The following is a 24767-nucleotide window of genomic DNA, read 5'->3' as shown; positions in this document are numbered from 1 at the left end:
CTGTGCAGGTGCGGCGGCCCGGCCGCTTCACGGTCCGCGGAGTCGTCCGGGCGGCGGGCGTCCTCAGGAGCGGCGGCGCTGTGCAGGTGCCGCTGTGCAGGTGCGGCGGCCCGGCCGCTTCACGGTCCGCGGAGTCGTCCGGGCGGCGGGCGTCCTCAGGAGCGGCGGCGCTGTGCAGGTGCCGCTGTCCAGGTGCGGCGGCCCGGCCGCTTCACGGTCCGCGGGGTCGTCCGGGCGGCGGGCGTCCTCAGGAGCGGCGGCGCTTCTTCGACGGGTTGCGGGTGCGGCGGGCGGTGCGGCGTTCGTGCTCGGCGCGGGCCGCCTCGTACTCCTCGCGGTGCAGCTTCTCGCCGGGGGCCTCCGTGAGCGAGCGGAAGAAGTAGGCCAGGAGGGAGCCGACGAAGCCGATGGCCAGCAGTCCGCGCAGGGAGGCCTGACGGTCGGGGTCGGGGCGCCCGGTGAAGCCCTCCCAGGTGTTCCGGAAGGCCAGGGCGCTGGAGATCGCGAACATGACGGTGACCAGCACGGTCACGAAGCGGCCGGTGCCGGCGAGCGCGACGCCCTCGTAGGCCAGGCGCAGGACGAGGCAGGAGGCCACCGCGGCGGCCAGCGAGCCGACGGCCACGCCGACGCGGCGGAACGGGTAGCCGTGGTCGTGGTCCACCCAGGTGGTGCCGAAGAAGCGGAGGGGCTCCGGGCGGGGCCCGGAGGGGGTGCCCCCGGCCGGGGCACCGGCCGGGTGGGCCGACCGGCCGGAGGGTCCCGCCCCGGTGTCCGGGGAACCCGCCTCGGTGTCCGGCGTGCCGTTCTCGTCGCTCACGGGACGATTATGGCTCCGGGCCGGGCGGGCTCCCCGGCAGGGTGCGCGGTGGGGCGCGGGACGCGCGCGGTCGGGTCAGGCGCAGCGGGGGGCTATATAGCCGTCGCTGCCCGTCCTCACGTACGCGTCCGAGACGAACTGGCCGTCGGCGATGTTGTCCCAGATGTTCGTCGTGCCGTACGGGCCGCTGACCGAGGTGCCGGGCGTCTGGCAGAAGATCGGGACCTTCGTGCCCTCGGGCAGCACCTTGACGATCGGGTAGCTGGTGGCCGGTCCGCTGCGCACGTTGAGGCGGACGCCGGGCGCCACCGGGTAGTACGTCAGCGCCGCCGTCACGGCCTGCGCCTCGACGCCGCCCCCGGCCGCCTCGGCCTCCCGGCCCTCTTTCACTTCTTCCACGCGGTCGACAGACATGAAAAAACCTCCCCCGTCGGACCCCATGACTGCCATGGGGTCCCGTTGATTCCCCGGAATCACGAGATGAAACACCTGTACACGATTCGCACAGGGAAGCCAGCAAGCCGCCTCGGTCGCGTGAGCGTCATCGACTAGGCTCCGTGCGTCGCGCGCGCGGACGAACAGCACGGGGGTGGTCCATGGCGCCACAGCACGACACCGGGGCGGACGCGGAAGCGGAACTTCCGGAGTACGCCGGTCACTACCACCTGGAGTCCTGTCTGGGCTCGGGCGGCATGGGCGTGGTCCACCTGGCCCGCAGCACCTCGGGCATGAAGGTCGCGGTGAAGGTCGTACACGCCGAGTTCGCGCGGGATCCCGAGTTCAGGGGGCGGTTCCGGCAGGAGGTGGCGGCCGCGCGGCGGGTGAGCGGCGCCTTCACCGCGCCCGTCGTCGATGCCGACCCGGAGGCCGAACGGCCCTGGATGGCCACGCTGTTCATTCCCGGCCCGACCCTGTCGCAGCATGTGAAGCGGAACGGGCCCATGGGTGCGGGTGAGTTGCGGCGGCTGATGGCCGGGCTCGCGGAGGCGCTGCGGGACATCCACCGGGTCGGAGTGGTGCACCGGGATCTGAAGCCCAGCAACGTCCTGCTCGCCGAGGACGGTCCGAAGGTCATCGACTTCGGCATCTCGCGGCCGAAGGACAGCGAACTGCGCACCGAGACCGGCAAGTTGATCGGGACACCGCCGTTCATGGCGCCGGAGCAGTTCCGGCGGCCGCGGGAGGTCGGGCCCGCCGCGGACGTGTTCGCGCTGGGATCCGTGCTGGTGCACGCGGCGACCGGGCGGGGGCCGTTCGACTCCGACAGCCCCTACGTCGTCGCCTATCAGGTCGTGCACGACGAGCCGGATCTGACCGGTGTGCCGGAGAGCCTGGCCCCGATGGTGCTGCGCTGCCTCGCGAAGGAGCCGGAGGAGAGGCCGACGCCCGACGAGCTGATGCGGGAGCTGCGGTCGGTGGCGGCCTCGTACGACACGCAGGCGTTCATACCGGCACAGCGTTCGCCGGACGACGGCGTGCGGGGGTCCGAGCGGCCGGAGCCGGCCGGGTCGCCGGGGTCCTCGGGGGCGGGGGGCTCTCCGGAGTCCTCGGCGGGCCGGGCCGGCGGCGCGCCTCGGGTGGGCGTGCGACGGCGGGGTCGGCGGCGGCAGGTCGCGCTCGCCCTCGGCTCGCTGGCGCTCGTCGCGGGCGGCGGGTTCGTCTCCCTCCAGGTGTTCGGCGAGGACACGGCCGGGGCGGCGTCCCGGGGCACGGACGGCTCGCGGTCCACCGCGGACGTCCGCACACCCTGGGCGACGCACCCGGCCGAGGACGCCGGGCTGCCGCAGTGCACGTACGACGCCCGGCGGCTGCTCTGCGCCCAGGCGGGGTGGGTGTCCGCCCTCGACGCGTCCGACGGGCGCGTGCTGTGGCGGCACGCCCTGTCCGCCGGGGACCGGCCCCGCGGGGCACCGGTCGTCGCGGGCGGGCTGGCGCACGTGCTCACGCACTCCGGCAAGCGCGTCGAGGCCCTCGACCCGGCGTCGGGGCGGGTGCGCTGGGAGCGGGACGTGTCGGCGTACCGGGGGGTCCGGTACGCGGGCGGGACCCTGTTGCTGACGGCGGCCGACGGCACGGTGACCGGGGTGGACGCGGCGTCCGGGCGTACCGGATGGAGCCGGCGGATCCCGGGGGCGAACGATCCGTACTTCGTGTCGTTCCCCGGGGACGCGCTGGTCTACGCGACCAGCACCTCCGGCGAGGGCCGGAGCCGGGTCACCGCGGTGGACCCCGCCACCGGAGAGGTGCGCTGGACCGAGCGGTTCGACGAGGCGGTGACGCCGGTGGGCGCCGCGGACGGCAGCGTCGTCCTGCTGGCCGAGGACGGCGACGGCGGTTACGGCATGGCGGACGCCGTGATCCGTTTCTCCCCCGCGACCGGGGTGTCGCGGCGGGTGGCGCTGTCCGTCGCGCTCCAGCAGCCGACCGCGGCCGTCGACGGCGACCGCGTCTACCTCATGACGTACGACGGTGCCCTCGTGGCCGTCGACACCCGCGAGGAGAAGCGGCTGTGGTCCCTCCAGACGGCCGTGAGCAGGGGGTCGGTGCCGACCGTCGACGGCACGCACGTGTTCTTCAGCGCTCCCGACGGGCGTCTCCTCGCCGTCGACGCGGAGGCGGGGGAGCTCGTCGGCCAGACGGAGCTGCGGCTCGGCGCGCGGTCGGACGAGGTGGTCAGTACGCTGCCCGCGCCCGAGGCGGCCGAGGGGCGGGTGTACGCCGGGGCTCCCGACGGGACGGTGTTCGCGGTGGACGGGCGTGACCCTGCGGGCTGGTGAGGCTCGTGAGGCGAGTGCTGGTGCTTGTGCTTTCTGCGCTTCGCGTGTGTCGCGTGTGTCGTGAGTTTCCTGGGCTTCGTCGACCTCGTGGGCCTCGCGGACCTCGTGGGCCTCGCCTCGTGCGGAAGGGCCGCCCCCGGTCGGCGGAGGCGGCCCTTCGGCGTTCGGCCGGGCGTCAGCCCAGCTTCGACACGTCCCGCACCGCGCCCTTGTCGGCGCTCGTCGCCATCGCGGCGTAGGCGCGCAGGGCGGCGGAGACCTTGCGCTCGCGGTTCGCGGGGGCGTACACCCCGTTCAACGCCTCCTCGCGGCGGGCGAGTTCCGTCTCGTCGACGAGCAACTCGATCGTGCGGTTCGGGATGTCGATGCGGATGCGGTCGCCGTCCTCGACGAGGGCGATGGTGCCGCCGGAGGCCGCCTCCGGGGAGGCGTGGCCGATGGACAGGCCCGAGGTGCCGCCGGAGAAGCGGCCGTCGGTGATCAGGGCGCAGGTCTTGCCGAGGCCGCGGCCCTTGAGGAAGGACGTCGGGTAGAGCATCTCCTGCATGCCGGGGCCGCCCTTGGGGCCCTCGTAGCGGATGACGACGACGTCGCCGTGGGTGATCCGCTTGTTGAGGATCTTCTCGACGGCCTCCTCCTGCGACTCGCAGACGACCGCGGGGCCCTCGAAGGTCCAGATCGACTCGTCGACGCCGGCCGTCTTGACCACGCAGCCGTCGACGGCGAGGTTGCCCTTGAGGACCGCCAGGCCGCCGTCCTGGGAGTAGGCGTGTTCGGCGGAGCGGATGCAGCCGTTCTCGGCGTCGTCGTCGAGGGCCTCCCAGCGCTCGGACTGGGAGAAGGCCTCGGCGGAGCGGACGCAGCCGGGGGCCGCGTGCCACAGTTCCACCGCCTCGGCGCTCGGCGAGCCGCCGCGGACGTCCCAGGTCTTCATCCAGTCCGCCAGGGACGGGCTGTGGACCGTGTGCACGTCCTCGTTCAGCAGGCCGGCGCGGTGCAGCTCGCCGAGGAGGGCGGGGATGCCGCCGGCGCGGTGCACGTCCTCCATGTAGTACGTGCGGTCCTTGGCGACGTTCGGCGCCACCTTGGCCAGGCAGGGGACCCGGCGGGAGACCGCGTCGATCTCGTTCAGGCCGAACGGGACGCCCGCCTCCTGGGCCGCCGCCAGCAGGTGCAGGATCGTGTTGGTCGAGCCGCCCATCGCGATGTCCAGCGCCATCGCGTTCTCGAACGCGGCGACGGTGGCGATGTTGCGCGGCAGGACCGTCTCGTCGTCCTGCTCGTAGTGGCGGCGCGTGATGTCCATGACCGTGCGGGCGGCGTCCACGTAGAGCCGCTTGCGCGCGGTGTGGGTGGCCAGGACCGAGCCGTTGCCCGGCAGGGAGAGGCCGATGGCCTCGGTCAGGCAGTTCATCGAGTTGGCGGTGAACATGCCGGAACAGCTGCCGCAGGTCGGACAGGCGTTCTCCTCGATACGGAGGATGTCCTCGTCGGAGATCTTGTCGTTCACGGCGTCGGAGATCGCGTCGACCAGGTCGAGCGTGCGGACCGTGCCGTCGACGAGGGTGGCCCGGCCGGACTCCATCGGGCCGCCGGAGACGAAGACCGTCGGGATGTTCAGGCGCAGGGCCGCCATGAGCATGCCCGGCGTGATCTTGTCGCAGTTGGAGATGCAGACCAGGGCGTCGGCGCAGTGCGCCTCGACCATGTACTCCACGCTGTCCGCGATCAGGTCGCGGGAGGGCAGGCTGTACAGCATGCCGCCGTGGCCCATCGCGATGCCGTCGTCGACGGCGATCGTGTTGAACTCGCGCGGGATGCCGCCGGCCTCGGTGATCGCCTCGCTGACGATCCGGCCGACCGGCTGGAGGTGCGTGTGGCCGGGCACGAACTCGGTGAAGCTGTTGGCCACCGCGATGATCGGCTTCCGGCCGATGTCCGCACCGGGTACACCGGAGGCGCGCATCAGGGCGCGGGCGCCCGCCATGTTGCGGCCGTGGGTGACTGTGCGGGACCTCAGCTCGGGCATCGTCGCTCGCTCCTTCAGACAGGTAGGGCTGTCCTCGAGCGTACGCCGGTCATCCAGGGGGCGGGACGGGGTGTCCGGAATGCGGGACGCGCATCTCGCGCCGCACCCCGTGCCGGCCACCTCGCCGCCCCCTGCGCCGCGCCGCGCTCAGGGCCCGGCGAGGTGGCCCTGCACCACCGGCGCCAGGCGCGCGATGACCTGCTCCACGTCCGCCGACGCCAGCGGTTCCACCTTGATCACGTACCGCAGCATCGCCGTGCCGACCAGTTGCGCGGCCGCCAGCTGGGCGCGCAGTTCGGCGTCCGGCGCGTCGAGCCGGGCGGCGATACGGCTCAGCAGCTGCGCGGCGACGAGGCGGCGGAAGACGGCCGCCGCGGTCTCGTTGGTGACCGCCGAGCGGACGATCGCCAGCAGCGGCATGCGTGTCGTGGGGTTCTCCCAGACGCCGAACATGAAGCGGGTCAGCCGTTCCCCGACCTGGTCCAACGGCGCGTCGGCCACCGCGTCCGGCCCGTCGAGCACGGGCGCGACGGCCACCTCGACGGCCGCCGCGAAGACCTGCTCCTTGGTGCCGAAGTAGTGGTGCACCAGCGCCGCGTCGACCCCGGCGGCCCTGGCGATGCCCCGCACCGTCGACTTCTCGTAGCCCCGCTCCGAGAACTCCTCGCGGGCCGCGGCGAGGATGCGGTCGCGGGTGTCGGCGGACTCCGCGCGCGGGGGGCGGCCGCGGCGGCGCGCGGCGGTGTCGGTCACCGGCGGGGCACCTTCGCCGCCGCCGCCAGGTGCAGGCGCGTGAAGGCCAGGGCCTCCGCGAGATCGGCCTCACGTTCGGCGCTGGACATCGCGCGCCGGGTGTTGACCTCGATGACGACGTGGCCGTCGAAGCCGCTCAGCGCGAGCCGTTCCAGCAGCTCGGCGCAGGGCTGCGCGCCGCGGCCGGGCACGAGGTGCTCGTCCTTGGCGGAGCCGTTGCCGTCGGCCAGGTGCACGTGGCCCAGCCGGTCGCCCATGCGGTCGAGCATGTGGATCGCGTCCGCACGGGCGGTCGAGGCGTGGCTGAGATCGATCGTGAAGTGCCGGTAGTCGTCCTTCGTCACGTCCCAGTCGGGCGCGTACGCGAGCATCTCGCGGTCGCGGTAGCGCCAGGGGTACATGTTCTCGACGGCGAACCGCACGTCCGTCTCGTCCGCCATCCGCCAGATCCCCCGGACGAAGTCGCGCGCGTACTGGCGCTGCCAGCGGAAGGGTGGGTGCACGACGACGGTGCTCGCACCCAGCTTCTCGGCCGCCGCGCGCGCCCGCTGGAGCTTGGTCCACGGGTCGGTCGACCACACGCGCTGCGTGATGAGCAGGCACGGGGCGTGCACGGCGAGGATCGGGAGGCGGTGGTAGTCGCTGAGTCTGCGGAGGGCGTCGATGTCCTGGCTGACGGGGTCGTTCCACACCATGACCTCGACCCCGTCGTAGCCGAGGCGTGCCGCGATCTCGAAGGCCGTCGCCGTCGACTCCGGGTAGACCGAGGCAGTCGACAGGGCGACCTTCGCATCCGGGATGCGCGCGACTGGCTCTGCCATGGGGGACAGGTTACGGGGTGCGGCGACCGGACTGCCGGGTGTCCGTGTGCCGTTGTGGCGCATGCCACGGGTGGGTTGGCCGGAGTCGGCCGGGTACGCGGTGGCGTCATGTCCACCGGGCCGATCGCGTCGCGCTCCACGCGCGTGTGCCCATCGGGCCGATCGCATCGCGCCGCACGCGCGCGTGCCCACCGCGTCCGGTCGCATCGCGCCCCACGCGCGTGTGCGGTCCCGGCACGCCGTCCTGCTCCGGCCCGGGCCGGGGCAGGGCGGGCCGGGGCAGGGCAGGGCAGGGAAGGGCGGGCCGGGCTCCGCTATGCGCTACGGCGAAGGCATGTGGTCGAGCTTCCGGAGGATCACGCCCTCCCGGAGCGCCCACGGGCAGATCTCCAGAGCCTCCACCCCGAACAGGTCCATCGCCCCCTCGGCGACCAGCGCGCCCGCCAGCAGCTGGCTCGCGCGGCCCTCGGAGACGCCCGGCAGCTCGGCGCGCTGGGCGATGGTCATGCCGGCCAGGCGTGGCACCCAGGCCTCCAGGGACTCCCGCTTCAGCTCGCGCTGGACGTAGGGGCCGTCGGCGAAGGGGGCGGCGCCGGCGAGGCGGGCGAGCTGCTTGAAGGTCTTGGAGGTGGCGACGACGTGGTCGGGGGAGCCGATGCGGCTGAATTCCCCGACGGTCCGGGCGATCTCGGCCCGCACGTGCCGCCGCAGCGCCCGTATCCGCTCGGGTTCCGGCGGGTCCCCGGGCAGCCAGCCCGCGGTGAGCCGGCCGGCGCCGAGCGGAAGGGAGACGGCCGCGTCGGGCTCCTCGTCGATGCCGTAGGCGATCTCGAGGGAGCCGCCGCCGATGTCCAGGACCAGCAGCTTGCCGGCCGACCAGCCGAACCAGCGGCGGGCCGCGAGGAAGGTGAGCCGGGCCTCCTCCTCGCCGGTGAGGACCTGCAGCCGGACACCGGTCTCGGCCTGCACGCGCGCGAGGACGTCGTCGGCGTTGCCGGCCTCGCGCACGGCGGAGGTCGCGAACGGCAGCACGTCCTCGACGCCCTTGTCCTCGGCGGCCTGGAGCGCCTCCTGGACGACGGTGATCAGCTTGTCGACGCCCTCACGGCCGATCGCGCCGGACGCGTCGAGAAGTTCGGCGAGGCGCAGTTCGGCCTTGTGCGAGTGGGCGGGCAGCGGGCACGCGCCCGGATGCGCATCCACCACCAGCAGGTGCACCGTGTTCGATCCCACGTCGAGGACACCGAGTCTCATGGAGGGCACGCTACTGCCAGCCGTCCTGACCTCGACCCCTGGTGCGCATCCTGAGACAGTCCCGTTGCCGTGCGCGGGCGACTTACCCTGGTCGGGTGCCAAAGACGAAAAAGGCGAAGGACGAAAAGGCCGACAAGGCCGACAAGGCCGCCGAATCCGCCATCGGTTCCCCGGGGTCCTCGCGGGTGAAGTCACCGAAGAAGTCGCGCAAGGCCCTCAAGGCCGACGAGAAGGGTCTCGACTTCGCGCGCGCGTGGGTCGAGTTCCCCGATCCGGCGGACGACGATCAGGTCTTCCGCTGCGATCTGACGTGGCTGACCTCGCGCTGGAACTGCATCTTCGGCAGCGGCTGCCAGGGCATCCAGGCGGGCCGCGCGGACGACGGCTGCTGCACGCTGGGCGCGCACTTCTCCGACGAGGACGACGAGAAGCGCGTGGCGGAGCACGTGGCGCGGCTCACCCCCGACGTCTGGCAGCACCACGACGAGGGCGTGCGCGGCGGCTGGGTCTCGGAGGACGACGAGGGTTCCCGGCAGACCCGCCCGTTCAACGGCTCGTGCATCTTCCAGAACCGTCCGGGTTTCGCGGGCGGCGCCGGCTGCTCGCTGCACATCCTCGCCCTCAAGGAGGGCCGCGAGCCGCTGGAGACCAAGCCGGACGTCTGCTGGCAGCTGCCGGTGCGGCGGACGTACGACTGGATCGACCGGCCCGACGACACGCGCGTGCTCCAGGTGTCGATCGGTGAGTACGACCGGCGCGGCTGGGGTCCGGGCGGACACGACCTGCACTGGTGGTGCACGTCGGCCACCTCGGCGCACGGCGCGGGCGACCCGGTGTACGTCTCGTACCGGCCGGAACTGATCGAGCTGATGGGCAAGGCCGGCTACGACCGCCTGGTCGAGCTGTGCGAGGAGCGGCTCGCCTCGCCGCTGCCGTTGCTGGCCCCGCACCCGGCGGACCCGGTGCCGGCACCGCATGCGGCGGCGGCACCGGCCGCCGTGGATTCCGTCGGTCCGGCGGGGCCGGGGGATCCCGCGGCTCCGGTGGATCCGGCCGTCTGAGGCCGCCGGCCCGCTTCGCCGACCCCGCGGCCGCACCCGCCTCGCGGCCCGTCACCGCCCGTCCCGGCCTGTTCCCGCCCGTCCCGGCCCGTCCCGGCCTACGGCGTCGGCGGGCTCGGGTCGCCGTTGCCGTCCGGCGGCGGGGTCGAGCCGCCCGGGTCGGACGGGGACGGGTCGGTGGGTGTGGGCTCGGGGTCGGCGGAGGTCGGCGGGTCGCTCGGCGTGGGACCGGTGGTGGGCGGGGCCGTCGGGGTCGGCTCCGGGTCGGACGAGGGGGGTGGCCCGCTCGGCGTGGGGCCGGGGTCCGAGGGGGCGGGTGCGGCGCCGTGGCCCTCGATGGAGACGACGGCACCGGCCGGCGAGACCGCCACGCGCGCGTGCCAGGGCCCGGTGGGCTCGCGCAGGTGGTCGACGTACACCTTGACCGTGATCGATTCGCCGGGCCGGAGGGTGCCCGTGGTGCGGCTCAGGTAGAGCCAGGAGGCGCCGGTGGTCGCCGACCAGCGGACCGGCCCGTCCGCGTCATGTGCCGCGGTCAGGGTGATCAGGGTGGTGGCGCCGCTGTTCCCGGCCGTGACGGACAGGTGTGCCGCGCCCCTGTCGCCGAGTCCGGGGACGCTGACGACCTCCACGGAGACGCCGGGCTCGCCCCCCTCGGGGAGGCGGGAGCCGGGCCGGGTGCTGGCGTTGCCGGCGTTCTGGTAGCCGCCCGATCCGTCCCCGTCGAGGCCGTCGTGGCCCTTGGCCTCGCTGGCGGTGGACGAGCGGCCGTCGGAGTCGGCGGTCGGTGTGCCCCGGTAGGCCGCCCACAGGGCGAGCACGGGCGCGGCGACGACGGTGGCGACGACCGTCGTGGTGACGGCACGCGCGCGGATGCGGTCCCGCCGGGCGGCGCGGTCCTTGGGGTCCATCGGGAAGCCGCGCCGGTCGAAGCGTGGCACGGCGGCACCCCGCGCGCGTGGCAGGTGCGCCAGAACGGTGTGCAGGGCCGCGCGGGGCGCCTCCAGAACCGGCAGTTCGGCGGGTGTGACGCCGGCGCCGGGCCAGCGGCCGGGGACCGCGCACTCCGCCGCGCGGCGGCAACGCGGGCAGTCGTCGACGTGCCGGACGAGTTCGCGGCGCAGCGCGGCACTGAGCACGAACTGGTGGTCACCGGTGAGACGGGCCACGCCGGGGCAGCCGCCGGTCTCGACGACGGCCAGGGCCGCCCGGGTGCGTTCGACCTCGCAGGCGGCGGAGGCGAGCAGTTCGCGGGCCGCGGCGACCTCCATGCCGAGAACGGCCGCCACCTCGTGGACGGCGAGGTGGTGCCGTACGGCGAGCTCGAGCGCCTCGCGCTGTTCCGGGCTGGTGCCCGCGGCCTCCGGCCAGGCGAGCAGGGCGAGTTCGCGCCGCCGTCGCTCCCGGAGGTCGTCGGGCACGGGCTCGGTGGCGGGCTCGGCGCCGCTCTGCCGGTGGGCGCCGTGCCGGCCCGGCGCGTGCGTGCCCTGACGTTTCTGCTTGGCCTCGGCGAGCTTGCGCAGGCAGGCCCAGCGGGCCAGTGCGTAGAGCCAGGCCCTGCGGTCGCCGACGGCGCCCGGGACACGTTGTCCGCGCCGCTCGGCGAACGTCAGGACGTCCCCGAGGGCCGCCGTGGCGGTGTCGTGGTCGCACAGGACGGACAGACAGTAGGTGAACAGACCGTCGAGGTAGGGCTCGTAACGCCCGGGTGGGCGCTGCGCCGCCGCGCGCGCCGCAGCGCGGTCGCGCGCCTCCCTGTGCGCCCGGTGTGCGCCGGTCGTGCGGGTCGAGGTTTCCGGACTGCTGCTCATCACCCGTGCGACCGTAGGCGTCACGGAACGACCTCTTCTGCCCCCTTGAGTCCTTTTAATCCGTACGGGTGAAACGATCCCTCATAAGGGGACAGGAACAGAGGGTCGAGTGGCTCATTCTTGACGGGACCGGCCGGTTCACAGGGGGTGAGGTGGCCCGGCCGGGGGGATGGCCGGGCGCACCTCGCCCGGTGTCCGCCGCCCCGGGGGGTGGGAGCGGTGGACGCCACCTCGGGTCGCGTCTGCCCCGGCGGACCCGCTTCATGCACGGGCTTCATGCACAGGCTTCTCGCGTTGTCGGACCCGGCGGTTACGGTTTCCCCATGGCTGCCCGCACGAAGACCACCAAGGACCGTCCGTCGTACCGCTGCACGGAGTGCGGGTGGCAGACGGCGAAGTGGCTCGGCCGCTGCCCCGAATGCCAGGCCTGGGGCACGGTCGAGGAGTACGGCGCGCCCGCGGTCCGCACGACGGCGCCCGGCCGCGTCACCACCTCCGCCCTGCCGATCGGCCAGGTCGACGGCCGTCAGGCCACCGCCCGCCCCACCGGCGTCCCCGAGCTGGACCGCGTGCTGGGCGGCGGGCTGGTCCCCGGCGCCGTCGTCCTGCTGGCCGGCGAGCCGGGCGTCGGCAAGTCCACGCTCCTGCTCGACGTGGCCGCCAAGTCCGCGAGCGACGAACACCGCACGCTGTACGTCACGGGCGAGGAGTCGGCCAGCCAGGTCCGGCTGCGGGCCGACCGCATCGGCGCCATCGACGACCATCTGTATCTCGCCGCGGAGACCGATCTGGCCGCCGTCCTGGGTCACTTGGACGCCGTGAAGCCGTCCCTGCTGATCGTCGACTCGGTGCAGACGGTCGCCTCCCCGGAGATCGACGGCGCCCCCGGCGGCATGGCCCAGGTCCGCGAGGTCGCCGGCGCGCTGATCCGCGCCTCGAAGGAGCGCGGCATGTCCACGCTGCTGGTGGGCCATGTCACCAAGGACGGCGCGATCGCCGGCCCGCGCCTCCTCGAACACCTCGTGGACGTCGTCCTGTCCTTCGAGGGCGACCGGCACGCGCGCCTGCGTCTGGTGCGAGGCGTCAAGAACCGCTACGGCGCCACCGACGAGGTCGGCTGCTTCGAACTGCACGACGAGGGCATCACGGGCCTCGCCGACCCCAGCGGACTCTTCCTGACCCGCCGTGACGAACCGGTCCCCGGCACCTGCCTGACGGTCACCCTGGAGGGGCGCCGCCCCCTGGTCGCCGAGGTGCAGGCGCTCACCGTCGATTCGCAGATCCCCTCGCCCCGCCGCACCACCTCGGGCCTGGAGACCTCCCGCGTCTCGATGATGCTCGCGGTCCTGGAGCAGCGCGGCAGGATCAGCGCGCTCGGCAAGCGGGACATCTATTCCGCGACGGTCGGCGGCGTGAAGCTCTCCGAGCCCGCGGCGGACCTGGCGATCGCCCTCGCGCTGGCCTCCGCGGCGAGCGACACCCCCCTGCCCAAGAACCTCGTCGCGATCGGCGAAGTGGGCCTCGCGGGCGAGGTCAGGCGGGTCACGGGCGTGCAGCGCAGACTCGCCGAAGCGCACCGCCTGGGCTTCACGCACGCGCTCGTACCGGGCGATCCCGGCAAGATCCCCGCCGGGATGAAGGTCCTGGAAGTGGCGAACATGGGGGACGCCCTGCGGGTGCTGCCGCGCTCCCGTCGGCGAGAGGCCCCGCAGGAGGCGGAGGAGCGCCGGTAGACTTTGCCCAGGTCTCGCCCGTCCGTACGAACCGAGTGCGCGAAACGGGAGCACCCCAGAACCTGTGACCGGAGGAGTGCAGTGGCAGCCAACGACCGGGCGGCAGCTCCCGGAAAGTCCGGTGGGAGTCCCGGTGCCGAAGGCCTGATGCGTGCCGCGCTGAGCGCGGTGGCTCCCGGCACGGCCCTGCGCGACGGCCTGGAAAGAGTGCTCCGCGGCAACACCGGCGGACTCATCGTGCTCGGCTCCGACAAGACGGTCGAGACGATGTGCACGGGCGGATTCGTCCTGGATGTCGAGTTCACGGCTACGCGCCTGCGCGAGCTGTGCAAGCTCGACGGCGGCATCGTGGTCTCCTCCGACCTGTCCAAGATCCTGCGGGCCGGCGTGCAGCTCGTGCCGGACCCCACCATCCCCACGGAGGAGACCGGCACCCGTCACCGCACGGCGGACCGCGTCAGCAAGCAGGTCGGCTTCCCCATCGTCTCGGTCTCCCAGTCCATGCGCCTGATCGCGCTCTACGTCGACGGCCAGCGCCGCGTCCTGGAGGACTCCGCGGCGATCCTGTCCCGCGCGAACCAGGCGCTCGCGACCCTGGAGCGCTACAAGCTCCGCCTGGACGAGGTCGCGGGAACGTTGTCAGCGCTGGAGATCGAGGACCTGGTGACGGTCCGGGACGTCTCGGCGGTGGCGCAGCGCCTGGAGATGGTGCGCCGTATCGCCACCGAAATCGCCGAGTACGTGGTCGAACTGGGCACCGACGGCCGTCTTCTGTCCCTCCAGCTCGACGAGTTGATCGCGGGCGTGGAGCCGGAGCGCGAACTGGTGGTCCGCGACTACGTCCCGGAGCCCACCGCCAAGCGTTCCCGCACGGTCGACGAGGCGCTGTACGAGCTGAACGCGCTCAGCCACGCGGAACTTCTCGAGATGTCCACGGTGGCGCGCGCGTTGGGTTACACCGGCTCCCCCGAGGCCCTCGACTCGGCGGTCTCCCCGCGCGGGTTCCGCCTGCTGGCCAAGGTTCCCCGCCTCCCCGGCGCGATCATCGACCGCCTGGTGGAGCACTTCGGCGGTCTCCAGAAGCTCCTGGCGGCGAGCGTCGACGACCTTCAGACGGTCGACGGCGTGGGCGAGGCGCGGGCGCGCAGCGTGCGCGAAGGCCTGTCCCGCCTGGCGGAGTCGTCGATCCTGGAGAGGTACGTCTGAGACCGGCGGCCTCCGGGGCCGACGGCGCCCCGCGGTGCCCCTGGGACCGGCTGCGCCTCCGGGACGGGTGGTGCCTCCGAGACCGGCGGTGGCTCTGAGCCTCTCGGTGCCGGTGTGGCGTACGCGGACCCGACCGCGTTCCGGGCGAGGAGCGACGGCCGGGCGACCCTGCCTCAGTCCTGCTCCAGGACGAAGGAGGTCTGCGCCTTCGTGAACCCGGGCGCCTTCGCCTCCACCAGGTACGTCCCGGCCCCGGCCACCCCCGCCGGAGGCGTCGCACACTCCGGCGCACTCGGCTTCCGGTCCCAGGTCACGGTGTACGTGAAGCCGCCCCCGGCCGGCACCCGGTACAGAAGGCTCGTGGCCCCCTTCGGGCAGTCGGCGGACGACCAGTAGTCGTCGTCGGCGCCGGCCCGAGTGATCGTCAAAACCGCGTTCTTCGGACCGAGATCGACCTTGCAGTCGCTTCCGGAGGAGTTCTTCGCCGTCAGCCGGAACGTGGGCTTCTGGTCCGGGGAGTACGTGTTGCGGACGCTGCGCAGGCTCAACGTGACCACGCTGGCGGTGCAGTTGGGCAGTGTCGTACCGGCCGGCAGAGTCGTGCCCGACCCGCTGCCGTTGGCGCCGTCGTCCGAACCACCGGACCCTGCCGAACCGGCGCCGCCCGTGTCCGCGCCGCCGGACCCGGCGCCGCCGCCCGAGCCCGAACCGGAACCCGAACCGGAGCCGCCGGAGTCCTCGTCGCCCGACTCGTCGCGTCCGCCGGGGTTTTGACTGATCGCGGGCCCGGACCCGGACGGGCCCGGCGTGATGGAGGACGCGGGATTCTTGCCGTTGGAGCCGTCCGCGCCGTTCTTGCCGCCACCCCCGCCCGAGCTGACCACCCAGGTGGCCAGCAACGCCAACAGGGCGACCACGGACAGCAGTACGCCCCTCCGTCGCCAGTAGATGGAGGAGGGAAGCGGCCCGACCGGATTGCGCAGAGATCCCACGGCGCAAACTGTACGAGAGATCCTTGCGTTGTCCGGCGCCACCCGCCGCCCCGCCCACAACTTTTCCGGATCATCATCCCGGACAGGGCTGCCCCGCCGCCGACTTGCGTCCTCGTGCGCCCGTCCCGGTGGCGGGACGTGACAGCGGAGCCACGCGACACGCACGGAGCGTGACGGCGCACTCCTCCGCTCTCGCGCCCCCGCAGCTGCGGCCGCGCCCGCGGCACGCGCGCGGACGCCTCGCGCGCCCCGCCCCACCGGTGGCGGTATGCGCGCGTGCCCCTGCGCGCATGGCAGGATCGGAAGGGCCATGACTGCGCCCACGAAGCCCCCGCACAGCAGCCCCGCCGACACCGTCTGCGGACCGCCCCCCGCAGAGCGGCCGCGCCCGGCCACGACCGGCCCGGCGGCGGCCGCGCCGGACTCCGGCGCGCGCCTGCACTCCCCCGTCATCGACTGGTTCGACGACCACGCCCGCGACCTGCCCTGGCGGCGCCCCGAGGCCGGCGCCTGGGGAGTGATGGTCAGCGAGTTCATGCTCCAGCAGACGCCGGTCAGCCGCGTCCTGCCGGTCTACGAACAGTGGCTCGCCCGCTGGCCGCGCCCCGCCGACCTGGCAGCCAAGTCCCCCGGCGAGGCCGTCCGCGCCTGGGGCCGGCTCGGCTACCCGCGCCGCGCCCTGCGGCTGCACGGCGCCGCGGTGGCCATAACGGAACGGCACGACGGCGACGTACCGGCGGACCACGCGCAACTGCTGGCGCTGCCCGGCATCGGCGAGTACACGGCCGCCGCCGTCGCCTCCTTCGCGTACGGACAGCGGCACGCCGTCCTGGACACCAACGTCCGCCGGGTGTTCGCGCGCGCGGTCACGGGTGTGCAGTACCCGCCGAACGCCACCACGGCCGCCGAGCGCAGACTGGCGCGCGCCCTGCTGCCCGAGGACGAGAGGACCGCCGCGCGCTGGGCGGCCGCGTCCATGGAACTGGGCGCCCTCGTGTGCACGGCGCGGAACGAGAGCTGCCACCGTTGCCCGATCGCCGACCGGTGCGCCTGGCGGCTGGCGGGCAAGCCGGAGCACGACGGCCCGGCGCGCCGCGGCCAGACGTACGCCGGTACGGACCGGCAGGTGCGCGGCAAGCTGCTCGCCGTGCTGAGGGAGGCTCACACGCCCGTGCCCCAGACGGAGCTCGACCAGGTGTGGCACGAGCCGGTGCAACGCGCGCGTGCGCTGGACGGCCTCGTCGCGGACGGCCTGGTGGAACCGCTGCCGGGCGGCCTGTACCGGCTGCCACTCACCTGACACACCGCCAGTTCACAGGTGTCCGGAGGACCGAGGCCCCCGGGCGGCCCTTCGTCACGGACGACCGGCGGGCGAACCATCTCGAACCGTCCGCATTCGGCACTCCTCCCTACCCCTGACCCGCCTTCGTTACACAACCGACGGACAGCCGACTGCTAGCCGCAGGCTGCCTCGGACAGTGCCGTGACAACAGCTCCGTAGCTTCCTTCGTGTGCCCGACATCGACACGAGGGCCACAGACCACGAGCGGGAAACCGGCGGACCACAGCCAGCCGGAACGGGGATACGGAGGCGGTTGATCATGGCGCAGGGAGAGGTGCTCGAGTTCGAGGAGTACGTCCGCACCCGGCAGGACGCGCTGCTGCGCAGTGCCCGTCGGCTGGTCCCGGACCCGGTGGACGCCCAGGACCTGCTCCAGACCGCGCTGGTGCGTACGTACGGCCGCTGGGACGGCATCGCGGACAAGCGGCTGGCGGACGCCTACCTGCGCCGGGTCATGATCAACACGCGGACCGAGTGGTGGCGCGCCCGCAAGCTGGAGGAAGTGCCCACCGAGCAGCTGCCGGACGCCAGCGTGGAGGACTCCACCCAGCAGCACGCGGACCGTGCCCTGCTGATGGACGCCCTGAAGGTGCTCGCTCCGAAGCAGCGCAGTGTCGTCGTCCTGCGACACTGGGAGCAGATGTCCACGGAGGAGACCGCCGCCGCCCTCGGCATGTCGGCCGGTACGGTCAAGAGCACGCTGCACCGGGCGCTCGCCCGGCTCCGCGAGGAGCTGGAAACCCGCGATCTGGACGCACGCGCGCTGGAGCGTGAGGAGCGGGAGCGTTGCACGGCGGCCTGACCGAGGCCGGGCCCTCACCGGCCCGAAGCACCTTCCAGGCGGTGACCACGGCGCTGGCCGTGCTCGCCGCCGTCGGCGTTTTCCTGTCCTCGTGCGCCACCGGCGGCACCGGCGCCCGTGACGAGGGCCCGGCGCACGCCGAAGCGGTCGTCGGCGCCACCGCCTCCCCGTCGAGCACCCCCACCGACGCTCCCGACCGCACCGACGCCGTCCGGCTCGTCAAGGACGACCCCGAGGTGTCGGAGGAGGTCAAGCGCGAGCTGAAACCGTGCGTCGGCGACGAGTACCCGGTCGACGTCTCCTTCGGCGATCTCACCGGCGGCACCGAGAGCGACGTCGTCGTCAACGTGCTGACGTGCGGTGACGCGGTCGGCGTCGGGTCGTACGTGTACCGCCGCACGAGCGGCCGCTACGAGAACGTGTTCAAGACCGAGGAGCCCCCGGTCTACGCCGAGATAGACCGCGGCGACCTGGTGGTGACCAAGCAGGTGTACAAAAAGGGCGACCCCGTCTCCAGCCCCTCCGGCGAGAACGTGATCACGTACCGCTGGACGGCCTCGGGCCGCTTCGTCAAGGAGTACAGCTGGCACAACGACTACAGCAGCGTCGTCGGCGGGGACGGTGCGACGCCGGTGCCGGAGAGCGGCTGACGGGTCCCGCACACCGACGCCGAACGCCCGTGCCGCCGGGCCTCCGCGAAAAAATCCTCCGCCGCGTGAACCGTTCGGGCTTCCCGGACCGATGAACCAGTGAACGCACGAGGCGCTCCGGGCGTCCCCCCTAGGGACGGCCGGCCTGACAGCGGACCGACAGACAGAGCAGACCCGCGACCGCCCACCACCGCACACCCATGACACCACCGAGGACTGAGAGCACCGGGATGGCAGACCAGACCCACGTCCTGTTCGTCGAGGACGACGACGTCATCCGCGAGGCCACCCAGCTGGCCCTGGAGCGGGACGGCTTCGTGGTCACCGCGATGCCCGACGGCCTGTCCGGCCTGGAGGCGTTCCGGGCGGACCGCCCCGACATCGCCCTGCTGGACGTGATGGTGCCCGGACTGGACGGCGTGAGCCTGTGCCGGCGCATCCGGGACGAGTCCACCGTGCCGGTGATCATGCTCTCCGCGCGGGCCGACTCCATCGACGTCGTGCTCGGCCTCGAGGCGGGCGCCGACGACTACGTGACCAAGCCGTTCGACGGCGCCGTCCTGGTCGCCCGCATCCGCGCGGTGCTGCGCCGGTTCGGGCACGCGGGCGGGCTCGACCGGGGCGAGGCGGATTCCTCCGCCGCCGGGGGCGTGCTGACCTTCGGAGAGCTGGAGATCGACACCGAGGGCATGGAGGTCCGCCGGTCCGGGCAGCCGGTCGCGCTCACCCCGACCGAGATGCGCCTCCTGCTGGAGTTCTCCTCCGCCCCGGGCACGGTCCTCTCCCGGGACAAGCTGCTGGAGCGGGTGTGGGACTACGGCTGGGGCGGGGACACCCGCGTCGTCGACGTCCACGTGCAGCGGCTGCGGACAAAGATCGGCCAGGACCGGATCGAGACGGTCCGCGGCTTCGGCTACAAACTGAAGGCCTGAGCGGACAGGGGTATGCGGGGGATGTTGCGGCACCTGGTTCCGGCCCGCGCCGAGCGCACGGGCATCCACACCGGCCTGCGGTGGAAGCTGAGCGCGGCCATCGCGCTGGTCGGGGCGCTGGTGGCGGTCGTGCTCAGCCTCGTCGTCCACAACGCCGCCCGGGTCTCCATGCTGGACAACGCACGCGACCTCGCCGACGAGCGCGTCCAGATCGCCCAGCGCAACTACGAGCTGTCCGGGCGCCCCAATTTCCCCAACATCAAGATCGACGACCAGGACCTGCCGTCGGAGCTGAGGTTCAAGGTCGAGGAGGGACGCCGGGCCACGTTCGTCTCCGACCACGGCGGCGGGGTGCCCGACATCTGGGCGGCCGTGCCCCTGAAGGACGGCCATGTGCTCTCCCTGCACACCGGCTTCACCGACCGCAGCACGGACATCCTGTACGACCTCGACCAGGCCCTGGTGATCGGCTCCATCGCGGTCGTCCTCGGCGGCAGCGCGCTCGGGGTGCTGATCGGCGGACAGCTGTCGCGTCGGCTGCGCAAGGCGGCGGCCGCGGCGAACCAGGTCGCCAGGGGCGAGACGGAGGTGCGGGTGCGGGACGCCATCGGCGGGGTCGTGCGCGACGAGACCGACGACCTGGCGTCCGCCGTGGACGCCATGGCCGACGCCCTCCAGCAGCGGCTGGAGGCCGAGCGCCGGGTCACCGCAGACATCGCGCACGAGCTGCGCACACCGGTGACCGGGCTGCTGACGGCGGCCGAGCTGTTGCCTCCGGGCCGGCCCACCGAGCTGGTCATGGACCGGGCGAAAGCCATGCGCACACTCGTCGAGGACGTCCTGGAGGTGGCCCGCCTCGACGGCGCCTCCGAGCGCGCCGAGTTGCAGGACATCCTGCTGGGCGAGTTCGTCACCCGGCGGGTGGCGGCCAAGGACCCGGAGGCCGAGGTGCGGGTGGTGCACGAGTCCATGGTCACCACCGATCCCCGGCGCCTGGAGCGCGTGCTGTTCAACCTGCTCACCAACGCCGGCCGGCACGGCAAGCCGCCGATCCAGGTCACCGTCGAGGGCCGGGTCATCCGGGTCCGCGATCACGGCCCCGGGTTCCCCCAGGACCTGCTCGCGGAGGGCCCGAGCCGCTTCCGCACCGGGAGCAGCGACCGGGCGGGCCGCGGCCACGGCCTGGGCCTCACCATCGCGGCAGGGCAGGCCCGTGTCCTGGGCGCCCGGCTGACCTTCCGCAACGTACGGCCTGCGGGGGCACCGGCGCACATACCGTCCGAGGGCGCGGTGGCCGTCCTGTGGCTGCCGGAACACGCCCCGACGAACACGGGAAGCCATCCGATGCTGCCGTGAGGGCGGGGGCGGGCCGGCCGGGCCGGGTGCCTCCGCGGGGCGGCGTGCCGATCGGGCGCATCGCCCGCCCCACGCCGCAGGCCCCCGGGGCGGACACCGGCCGGGGGCCTCTCGCAGAGCTTCCGCGGTAACCGGGACCGCCGCTCTCAGCAGGCGGCGGTCCCTCCGGGTGGGTCAGACGGGCTCGACCACCGACATCTTGGGGGCGGTGGACTCGTCCGTGGCGCCCTCCGTCCTCGGTCCGGCCCCGCGGAGGGGGACCTCCTTGACGAACAAGGCCGCCACCAGCGCGACCACGGCCACGACGGCTCCGAGGACGAACGCCGCGTGGGTACCGTCGGAGACCGCGTACTGGTAGGCCTCCCGCACCGGGGCCGGGAGCTTGGCGAGGCTGTCGGCGTCCAGCTGCGCGGACTGCTCGGTGATCTTGGAGCCCAGTGCGCCGGTCCGCTCGGACATGGCGTCCTGAACCCGGCTGTTGAACAGCGCGCCCATGATCGCGACACCGAAGGAGGATCCGAGCGTACGGAAGAGGGTGGCCGAGGAGGACGCGACGCCCATGTCCTTCATCTCGACGCTGTTCTGTGCGACCAGCATGGTGATCTGCATCAGGCAGCCCATGCCGAGGCCCACGACGGCCATGAACACACCGGAGGTGAACCGGGAGGTGCCGGTGTCCATCGTCGAGAGCAGGTACAGGCCGACGATCATCAGCGCGCCGCCGAGGACCGGGAAGACCTTGTAGCGGCCGCTGCTGGTGGTGATCCGGCCGGCGACCATCGAGGTCACGAGCATCGCGCCGAGCATCGGCAGGAGCAGCAGGCCGGAGTTGGTCGCCGAGGCGCCCTGCACCGCCTGCTGGTACAGCGGCAGGAACAGGGTGGCGCCGAACATCACGAAGCCGGTGATGAAGCCGATCACCGACATCAGCGTGAAGTTGCGGCTGCGGAAGATGTGCAGCGGCAGGATCGGCTCCACGGCCCTGGTCTGCCAGAACACGAACCCGACGAGCGCCGCGACACCGATGCCGATCAGCTCCATGATCCGCGCGGAGGACCAGGCGTACTCGGTGCCGCCCCAGGTGGTGACGAGCACGATGGAGGTGATGCCGACGGTGAGCAGCCCGGCGCCCAGGTAGTCGATGCGGGCCTGGGACCGCTTCTTCGGCAGGTGCAGGACGGCGGTGATCAGGCCGAGGGCCACCACGCCGAGCGGCAGGTTGATGTAGAAGGCCCAGCGCCAGCCCCAGTGGTCGGTGATGGTGCCGCCGACCAGCGGTCCGCCGATCATCGCTATGGCCATCACGCCGGCCATCATGCCCTGGTACTTGCCGCGCTCCCGCGGCGGGACGAGGTCGCCGATGATCGCCATGACGCCGACCATCAGACCGCCGGCGCCCAGCCCCTGCACCGCGCGGAAGCCGATCAGCTGGCCCATGTCCTGGGCCATGCCGCTCAGCGCCGACCCGGCCAGGAAGATGACGATGGAGCTGAGGAAGGCGCCCTTGCGCCCGTACATGTCGCCGAGCTTGCCCCAGATCGGGGTGGATGCGGCGGTGGCGAGGGTGTACGAGGTCACCACCCATGACAGGTGTTCGAGACCGCCGAGGTCGCCGACGATCGTGGGCATCGCGGTGCCGACGATCATGTTGTCGAGCATCGCGAGCATCATGGTGATCATCAGTGCGAGGATCACGACCCGCACGCTCTGCTGTTTCTTCTCCTGTGCGCCGGCGTCCGGCTCAACGGTTCGGGTGTCCGCCATCGTCATCCCACTCCCCCAGGGCGACTACTTACTTGCCGCCCGGCTAGTTCACTACACCGGGAAAGTAGACTCGTAACTAGCCGGGCGTCAAGTAAGTTTCAACCTGAGGGGAAGGTAAGCGCCCCTTACCTTCCGGCTGCCGGTTTCGCGGCGACGCGAGGAGTACGAGGATGGACGTCACCATGGACGGCACCAAGCAGCGACGCCGCGGCGACACACGCCAGCGCATCCAGGACGTGGCACTGGAACTCTTCGCCGAGCAGGGCTACGAGAAGACCTCGCTCCGCGAGATCGCGGAACATCTCCAGGTCACCAAGGCGGCCCTGTACTACCACTTCAAGACCAAGGAAGAGATCATCGTCAGCATCTTCACGGATCTGACGAAGCCGATCGAGGACCTGATCGAGTGGGGCCGCAGCCGGCCGCACACCCTGGAGACCAAGCAGGAAGTCCTGCGGCGCTACAGCCAGGCGCTCAGCGAGGCGGCCCCGTTCTTCCGCTTCATGCAGGAGAACCAGGCGACGGTCCGCGAACTCCAGATCGGCGAGTCCTTCAAGGACCGGATGCGCGGGCTGCGCGACATCGTCATCGACCCGGACGCCCCGCTCGCCGATCAGGTCCGCTGCGTCAGCGCCATCTTCACGCTGCACGCCGGGATGTTCTTCCTGCAGGACATCGAAGGCGACCCCGAGGAGAAGCGCGAAGCCGTCCTCGAGGTCGCCGTCGATCTGATCACCCAGGCCCATCAGGGCTCGCAGCCGTCCTGACGACGGCCGTCGATCACCGTCGTCAGACGGTCACGCCCTTGCCGCGCAGGAACTTCACCGGGTCGATCGCCGAACCGTAGTTGGCGGTGGTCCGGATCTCGAAGTGCAGGTGCGGGCCGCTGGAGTTGCCGGTGTTGCCGGACAGGGCTATGCGCTGGCCGGTCTTGATGATCTGGCCGACCTTCACGTTGATCTTCGACAGGTGGGCGTACTGGGAGTACACGCCGTTGGCGTGCTTGATGACGACGGCGTTGCCGTAGGCGGGGCCGTCACCGGCGCCGTTGCCGCCGGCCTTGACGACCTTGCCGCCGTGGGCGGCGAAGACCTTGGTGCCGCTCGCCACGGCGAAGTCCTGGCCGCTGTGCTTGGAGGCCCACATGCCGCCGGCCTGGGCGAAGCTGGCGGACAGCCTGTACTTCTTCACCGGGTCGACCCAGGTGGCCGCCGAGGACTTCTTGGCCGCCGACACCGCGGTCGCGGCCGCGGGCGCCGCCGTCTTGGCCTGGGGCGTGGCCGCGGACGCCGCTCCGCTCCCCAGCACGACCGTGGCGCCGAGAGCGGCGGCACCGACGGCCACGCGGGTGCGGAGCTGGGGCGTACGGGAAGAACGGAACATGACGCGCTGGAACATCGAAACCTCATGGTGCCGGGGACAGAGAGAACCACCCGACGCATGGACGTCTGCCGGATGGCCATCCCTTGGTAACCCGCGGCCCCGTAATGCCCCAAACGTGTGATCTACGACGGAAGCTAGTACATCGCACCAAAACGGACCATCTCCCGACAACACCTCCTTCACCCGACATGAGCCCCCGTTCCACGCGGCAGGCCTGCCGAGCGAACCCGTCCCGAGCGTTATGCCCGATTCGCCCCAATGGGGGCCGGCACTATTCCGCGTAGTACGTGACGTAGCTCCTGTGCGGCACATCACCGGCCGCCCGCCGTACGGCACTTCGGAATGTGACGGCGGCTACTCCCCCCGCCCCCGGGGCACTTGTGACCCCCGTCACGAAGCGTGCACGAGGGTGTGACGGGCCTCTCAGGGCCCTCTACCGTCCAGTAACCCGCTGGTTCCCCTCAGGCCATCCCCACCGATGAGCATGCCCACGACACCCGCAGCGCTTGGACGCGAGAGGACCCCCACACCATGACCAGAGGCACCTGGACGCGCCGTATCGGCATGACCGCCGCGGCGACGGCCGCCATCACCGCGATGGCCGTCCCGGTCGGCGCCCAGGCAGCGACGGCCACCGGCACCGCCTCCGTCGCCACCACCGCCGCGCAGGCCGAGGTCGACTACGACACCTGGCAGGCGGACTGCCTGGCGGTGACGAACCAGGCCCTGCCGTACCTGAAGCAGCGCATCGCCGCCGCCAAGCCGGGCGAGAAGCAGGCTGTCGTCCTCGACATCGACAACACCACCCTGGAGACCGACTTCGGCTTCAGCTACCCGCAGCCGGCCAACAAGCCGGTCCTCGACGTCGCCAAGTACGCCCAGGAGCACGGCGTCTCCCTGTTCTTCGTCACCGCCCGCCCCGGCATCATCTCGGGCGTGACCGACTACAACCTGAAGTACGTCGGCTACAAGGTCTCCGGCCTCTACGTCCGCGGACTGTTCGACCTCTTCAAGGACGTCGGCGCCTACAAGACCGCCCAGCGCGTCGCCATCGAGTCCAAGGGCTACACGATCATCGCGAACATCGGCAACAGCGCCACCGACCTGTCGGGCGGCCACGCCGAGAAGACCTTCAAGCTGCCGGACTACGACGGCCAGCTGTCCTGAGGAACGCAGAGAGAGGGGGGGGGGGGGGGGGGGGGGGGGGGGGGGGGGGGGCGGCCGCCGGGGGGGGGGGGGGGGGCCCGGGGGGGGGGGGGGGGGCGGGGGGGGGGGGGGGCG

General features: G+C 72.6%; 21 protein-coding genes. 11 read left to right on the top strand and 10 right to left on the bottom strand.

Annotation, left to right across the window (positions count from 1 at the left end; genetic code table 11):
* Window positions 1–247: 247 nt before the first annotated feature.
* Window positions 248–820 (bottom strand): EamA/RhaT family transporter, encoded by a 573-nt coding sequence (locus ACH4N1_RS07545; RefSeq protein ID WP_398095202.1) that lies wholly within the window; start codon window positions 818–820, stop codon window positions 248–250.
* A 75-nt stretch (window positions 821–895) separates the two neighbouring features.
* Window positions 896–1234, bottom strand: coding sequence for an SH3 domain-containing protein (locus ACH4N1_RS07540; RefSeq protein WP_398095200.1), 339 nt, complete (start codon window positions 1232–1234; stop codon window positions 896–898).
* A 182-nt stretch (window positions 1235–1416) separates the two neighbouring features.
* Between ACH4N1_RS07540 and ACH4N1_RS07535 the strand changes: the two genes are divergently transcribed.
* Complete coding sequence (locus ACH4N1_RS07535; RefSeq protein WP_398095199.1) at window positions 1417–3597, top strand: serine/threonine-protein kinase; 2181 nt, start codon at window positions 1417–1419, stop codon at window positions 3595–3597.
* Between the two features lie 175 nt (window positions 3598–3772).
* Here the strand turns inward: ACH4N1_RS07535 and ilvD are convergent, their stop codons facing one another.
* From ilvD to ACH4N1_RS07515, 4 genes are all read right to left on the bottom strand, one after another.
* Window positions 3773–5626 (bottom strand): dihydroxy-acid dehydratase, encoded by a 1854-nt coding sequence (ilvD, locus tag ACH4N1_RS07530; RefSeq protein WP_398095198.1) that lies wholly within the window; start codon window positions 5624–5626, stop codon window positions 3773–3775.
* Between the two features lie 147 nt (window positions 5627–5773).
* On the bottom strand, window positions 5774–6379 hold the full coding sequence (locus ACH4N1_RS07525) for a TetR family transcriptional regulator (RefSeq protein ID WP_398095196.1): 606 nt from the start codon (window positions 6377–6379) through the stop codon (window positions 5774–5776).
* Window positions 6376–7200 carry a sugar phosphate isomerase/epimerase family protein gene (locus tag ACH4N1_RS07520; protein WP_398095195.1) on the bottom strand — a complete coding sequence of 275 codons (825 nt, stop codon included), beginning with the start codon at window positions 7198–7200 and terminating at the stop codon, window positions 6376–6378. The genes ACH4N1_RS07525 and ACH4N1_RS07520 overlap by 4 nt, the downstream gene beginning before the upstream one ends.
* A gap of 321 nt (window positions 7201–7521) precedes the next feature.
* Complete coding sequence (locus tag ACH4N1_RS07515; RefSeq protein WP_398095194.1) at window positions 7522–8454, bottom strand: Ppx/GppA family phosphatase; 933 nt, start codon at window positions 8452–8454, stop codon at window positions 7522–7524.
* A 95-nt stretch (window positions 8455–8549) separates the two neighbouring features.
* Between ACH4N1_RS07515 and ACH4N1_RS07510 the strand changes: the two genes are divergently transcribed.
* Window positions 8550–9515: a hypothetical protein gene (locus ACH4N1_RS07510; RefSeq protein ID WP_398095193.1), complete on the top strand. Its 966-nt coding sequence runs from the start codon at window positions 8550–8552 to the stop codon at window positions 9513–9515.
* Between the two features lie 98 nt (window positions 9516–9613).
* Here ACH4N1_RS07510 and ACH4N1_RS07505 read toward each other — a convergent pair whose 3' ends face one another.
* Window positions 9614–11329: a hypothetical protein gene (locus ACH4N1_RS07505; protein WP_398095191.1), complete on the bottom strand. Its 1716-nt coding sequence runs from the start codon at window positions 11327–11329 to the stop codon at window positions 9614–9616.
* Window positions 11330–11649: 320 nt separating this feature from the next.
* Here ACH4N1_RS07505 and radA point away from each other — a divergent pair, with 320 nt between their 5' ends.
* Window positions 11650–13059, top strand: coding sequence for a DNA repair protein RadA (radA, locus tag ACH4N1_RS07500; protein ID WP_363092789.1), 1410 nt, complete (start codon window positions 11650–11652; stop codon window positions 13057–13059).
* Window positions 13060–13140: 81 nt separating this feature from the next.
* Window positions 13141–14265, top strand: coding sequence for a DNA integrity scanning diadenylate cyclase DisA (gene disA, locus ACH4N1_RS07495; protein ID WP_363092790.1), 1125 nt, complete (start codon window positions 13141–13143; stop codon window positions 14263–14265).
* A gap of 173 nt (window positions 14266–14438) precedes the next feature.
* On the opposite strand, the gene ACH4N1_RS07490 is transcribed toward disA, so the two are convergent.
* On the bottom strand, window positions 14439–15257 hold the full coding sequence (locus ACH4N1_RS07490) for a hypothetical protein (protein ID WP_398095189.1): 819 nt from the start codon (window positions 15255–15257) through the stop codon (window positions 14439–14441).
* A gap of 310 nt (window positions 15258–15567) precedes the next feature.
* Here ACH4N1_RS07490 and ACH4N1_RS07485 point away from each other — a divergent pair, with 310 nt between their 5' ends.
* The 5 genes from ACH4N1_RS07485 (at window position 15568) to cseC (ending at window position 20339) form a co-directional block, all read left to right on the top strand.
* Window positions 15568–16557, top strand: a complete 990-nt coding sequence (locus ACH4N1_RS07485; RefSeq protein ID WP_398095188.1) for an A/G-specific adenine glycosylase — start codon at window positions 15568–15570, stop codon at window positions 16555–16557.
* Between the two features lie 301 nt (window positions 16558–16858).
* The gene (locus ACH4N1_RS07480; RefSeq protein ID WP_398095186.1) at window positions 16859–17401 is read left to right on the top strand and encodes a SigE family RNA polymerase sigma factor; all 543 of its coding nucleotides are present in this window, start codon (window positions 16859–16861) and stop codon (window positions 17399–17401) included.
* A 41-nt stretch (window positions 17402–17442) separates the two neighbouring features.
* Window positions 17443–18051: a hypothetical protein gene (locus tag ACH4N1_RS07475; protein WP_398095184.1), complete on the top strand. Its 609-nt coding sequence runs from the start codon at window positions 17443–17445 to the stop codon at window positions 18049–18051.
* Between the two features lie 230 nt (window positions 18052–18281).
* Window positions 18282–18983 (top strand): two-component system response regulator CseB, encoded by a 702-nt coding sequence (cseB, locus tag ACH4N1_RS07470; protein ID WP_398095182.1) that lies wholly within the window; start codon window positions 18282–18284, stop codon window positions 18981–18983.
* A gap of 12 nt (window positions 18984–18995) precedes the next feature.
* Complete coding sequence (gene cseC, locus ACH4N1_RS07465) at window positions 18996–20339, top strand: two-component system sensor histidine kinase CseC (protein WP_398095181.1); 1344 nt, start codon at window positions 18996–18998, stop codon at window positions 20337–20339.
* Window positions 20340–20513: 174 nt separating this feature from the next.
* On the opposite strand, the gene ACH4N1_RS07460 is transcribed toward cseC, so the two are convergent.
* Window positions 20514–22103: an MDR family MFS transporter gene (locus ACH4N1_RS07460; RefSeq protein WP_398095179.1), complete on the bottom strand. Its 1590-nt coding sequence runs from the start codon at window positions 22101–22103 to the stop codon at window positions 20514–20516.
* A gap of 170 nt (window positions 22104–22273) precedes the next feature.
* Here ACH4N1_RS07460 and ACH4N1_RS07455 point away from each other — a divergent pair, with 170 nt between their 5' ends.
* Window positions 22274–22870 carry a TetR/AcrR family transcriptional regulator gene (locus ACH4N1_RS07455; RefSeq protein WP_398095177.1) on the top strand — a complete coding sequence of 199 codons (597 nt, stop codon included), beginning with the start codon at window positions 22274–22276 and terminating at the stop codon, window positions 22868–22870.
* Between the two features lie 22 nt (window positions 22871–22892).
* On the opposite strand, the gene ACH4N1_RS07450 is transcribed toward ACH4N1_RS07455, so the two are convergent.
* Window positions 22893–23501: a M23 family metallopeptidase gene (locus ACH4N1_RS07450; protein WP_398095175.1), complete on the bottom strand. Its 609-nt coding sequence runs from the start codon at window positions 23499–23501 to the stop codon at window positions 22893–22895.
* A 516-nt stretch (window positions 23502–24017) separates the two neighbouring features.
* Between ACH4N1_RS07450 and ACH4N1_RS07445 the strand changes: the two genes are divergently transcribed.
* Window positions 24018–24653, top strand: a complete 636-nt coding sequence (locus tag ACH4N1_RS07445; protein WP_398095173.1) for an HAD family acid phosphatase — start codon at window positions 24018–24020, stop codon at window positions 24651–24653.
* The last annotated feature ends 114 nt before the right edge of the window (window positions 24654–24767 follow it).

The sequence above is a fragment of the Streptomyces sp. NPDC017202 genome (assembly GCF_044331705.1).
GTDB lineage: Bacteria > Actinomycetota > Actinomycetes > Streptomycetales > Streptomycetaceae > Streptomyces.
Note: the sequence above shows the minus strand (reverse complement) of the source record. Positions and strands in the feature narration are given on the sequence as shown.

Coding starts and splice junctions, on each gene's coding strand:
- ACH4N1_RS07540 (WP_398095200.1), bottom strand. CDS start 1,234: ATGTCTGTCGACCGCGTGGAAGAAGTGAAAGAGGGCCGGGAGGCCGAG.
- ACH4N1_RS07535 (WP_398095199.1), top strand. CDS start 1,417: ATGGCGCCACAGCACGACACCGGGGCGGACGCGGAAGCGGAACTTCCG.
- ilvD (WP_398095198.1), bottom strand. CDS start 5,626: ATGCCCGAGCTGAGGTCCCGCACAGTCACCCACGGCCGCAACATGGCG.
- ACH4N1_RS07520 (WP_398095195.1), bottom strand. CDS start 7,200: ATGGCAGAGCCAGTCGCGCGCATCCCGGATGCGAAGGTCGCCCTGTCG.
- ACH4N1_RS07515 (WP_398095194.1), bottom strand. CDS start 8,454: ATGAGACTCGGTGTCCTCGACGTGGGATCGAACACGGTGCACCTGCTG.
- radA (WP_363092789.1), top strand. CDS start 11,650: ATGGCTGCCCGCACGAAGACCACCAAGGACCGTCCGTCGTACCGCTGC.
- ACH4N1_RS07485 (WP_398095188.1), top strand. CDS start 15,568: ATGACTGCGCCCACGAAGCCCCCGCACAGCAGCCCCGCCGACACCGTC.
- ACH4N1_RS07480 (WP_398095186.1), top strand. CDS start 16,859: ATGGCGCAGGGAGAGGTGCTCGAGTTCGAGGAGTACGTCCGCACCCGG.
- cseB (WP_398095182.1), top strand. CDS start 18,282: ATGGCAGACCAGACCCACGTCCTGTTCGTCGAGGACGACGACGTCATC.
- cseC (WP_398095181.1), top strand. CDS start 18,996: ATGCGGGGGATGTTGCGGCACCTGGTTCCGGCCCGCGCCGAGCGCACG.
- ACH4N1_RS07460 (WP_398095179.1), bottom strand. CDS start 22,103: ATGGCGGACACCCGAACCGTTGAGCCGGACGCCGGCGCACAGGAGAAG.
- ACH4N1_RS07455 (WP_398095177.1), top strand. CDS start 22,274: ATGGACGTCACCATGGACGGCACCAAGCAGCGACGCCGCGGCGACACA.
- ACH4N1_RS07450 (WP_398095175.1), bottom strand. CDS start 23,501: ATGTTCCAGCGCGTCATGTTCCGTTCTTCCCGTACGCCCCAGCTCCGC.
- ACH4N1_RS07445 (WP_398095173.1), top strand. CDS start 24,018: ATGACCAGAGGCACCTGGACGCGCCGTATCGGCATGACCGCCGCGGCG.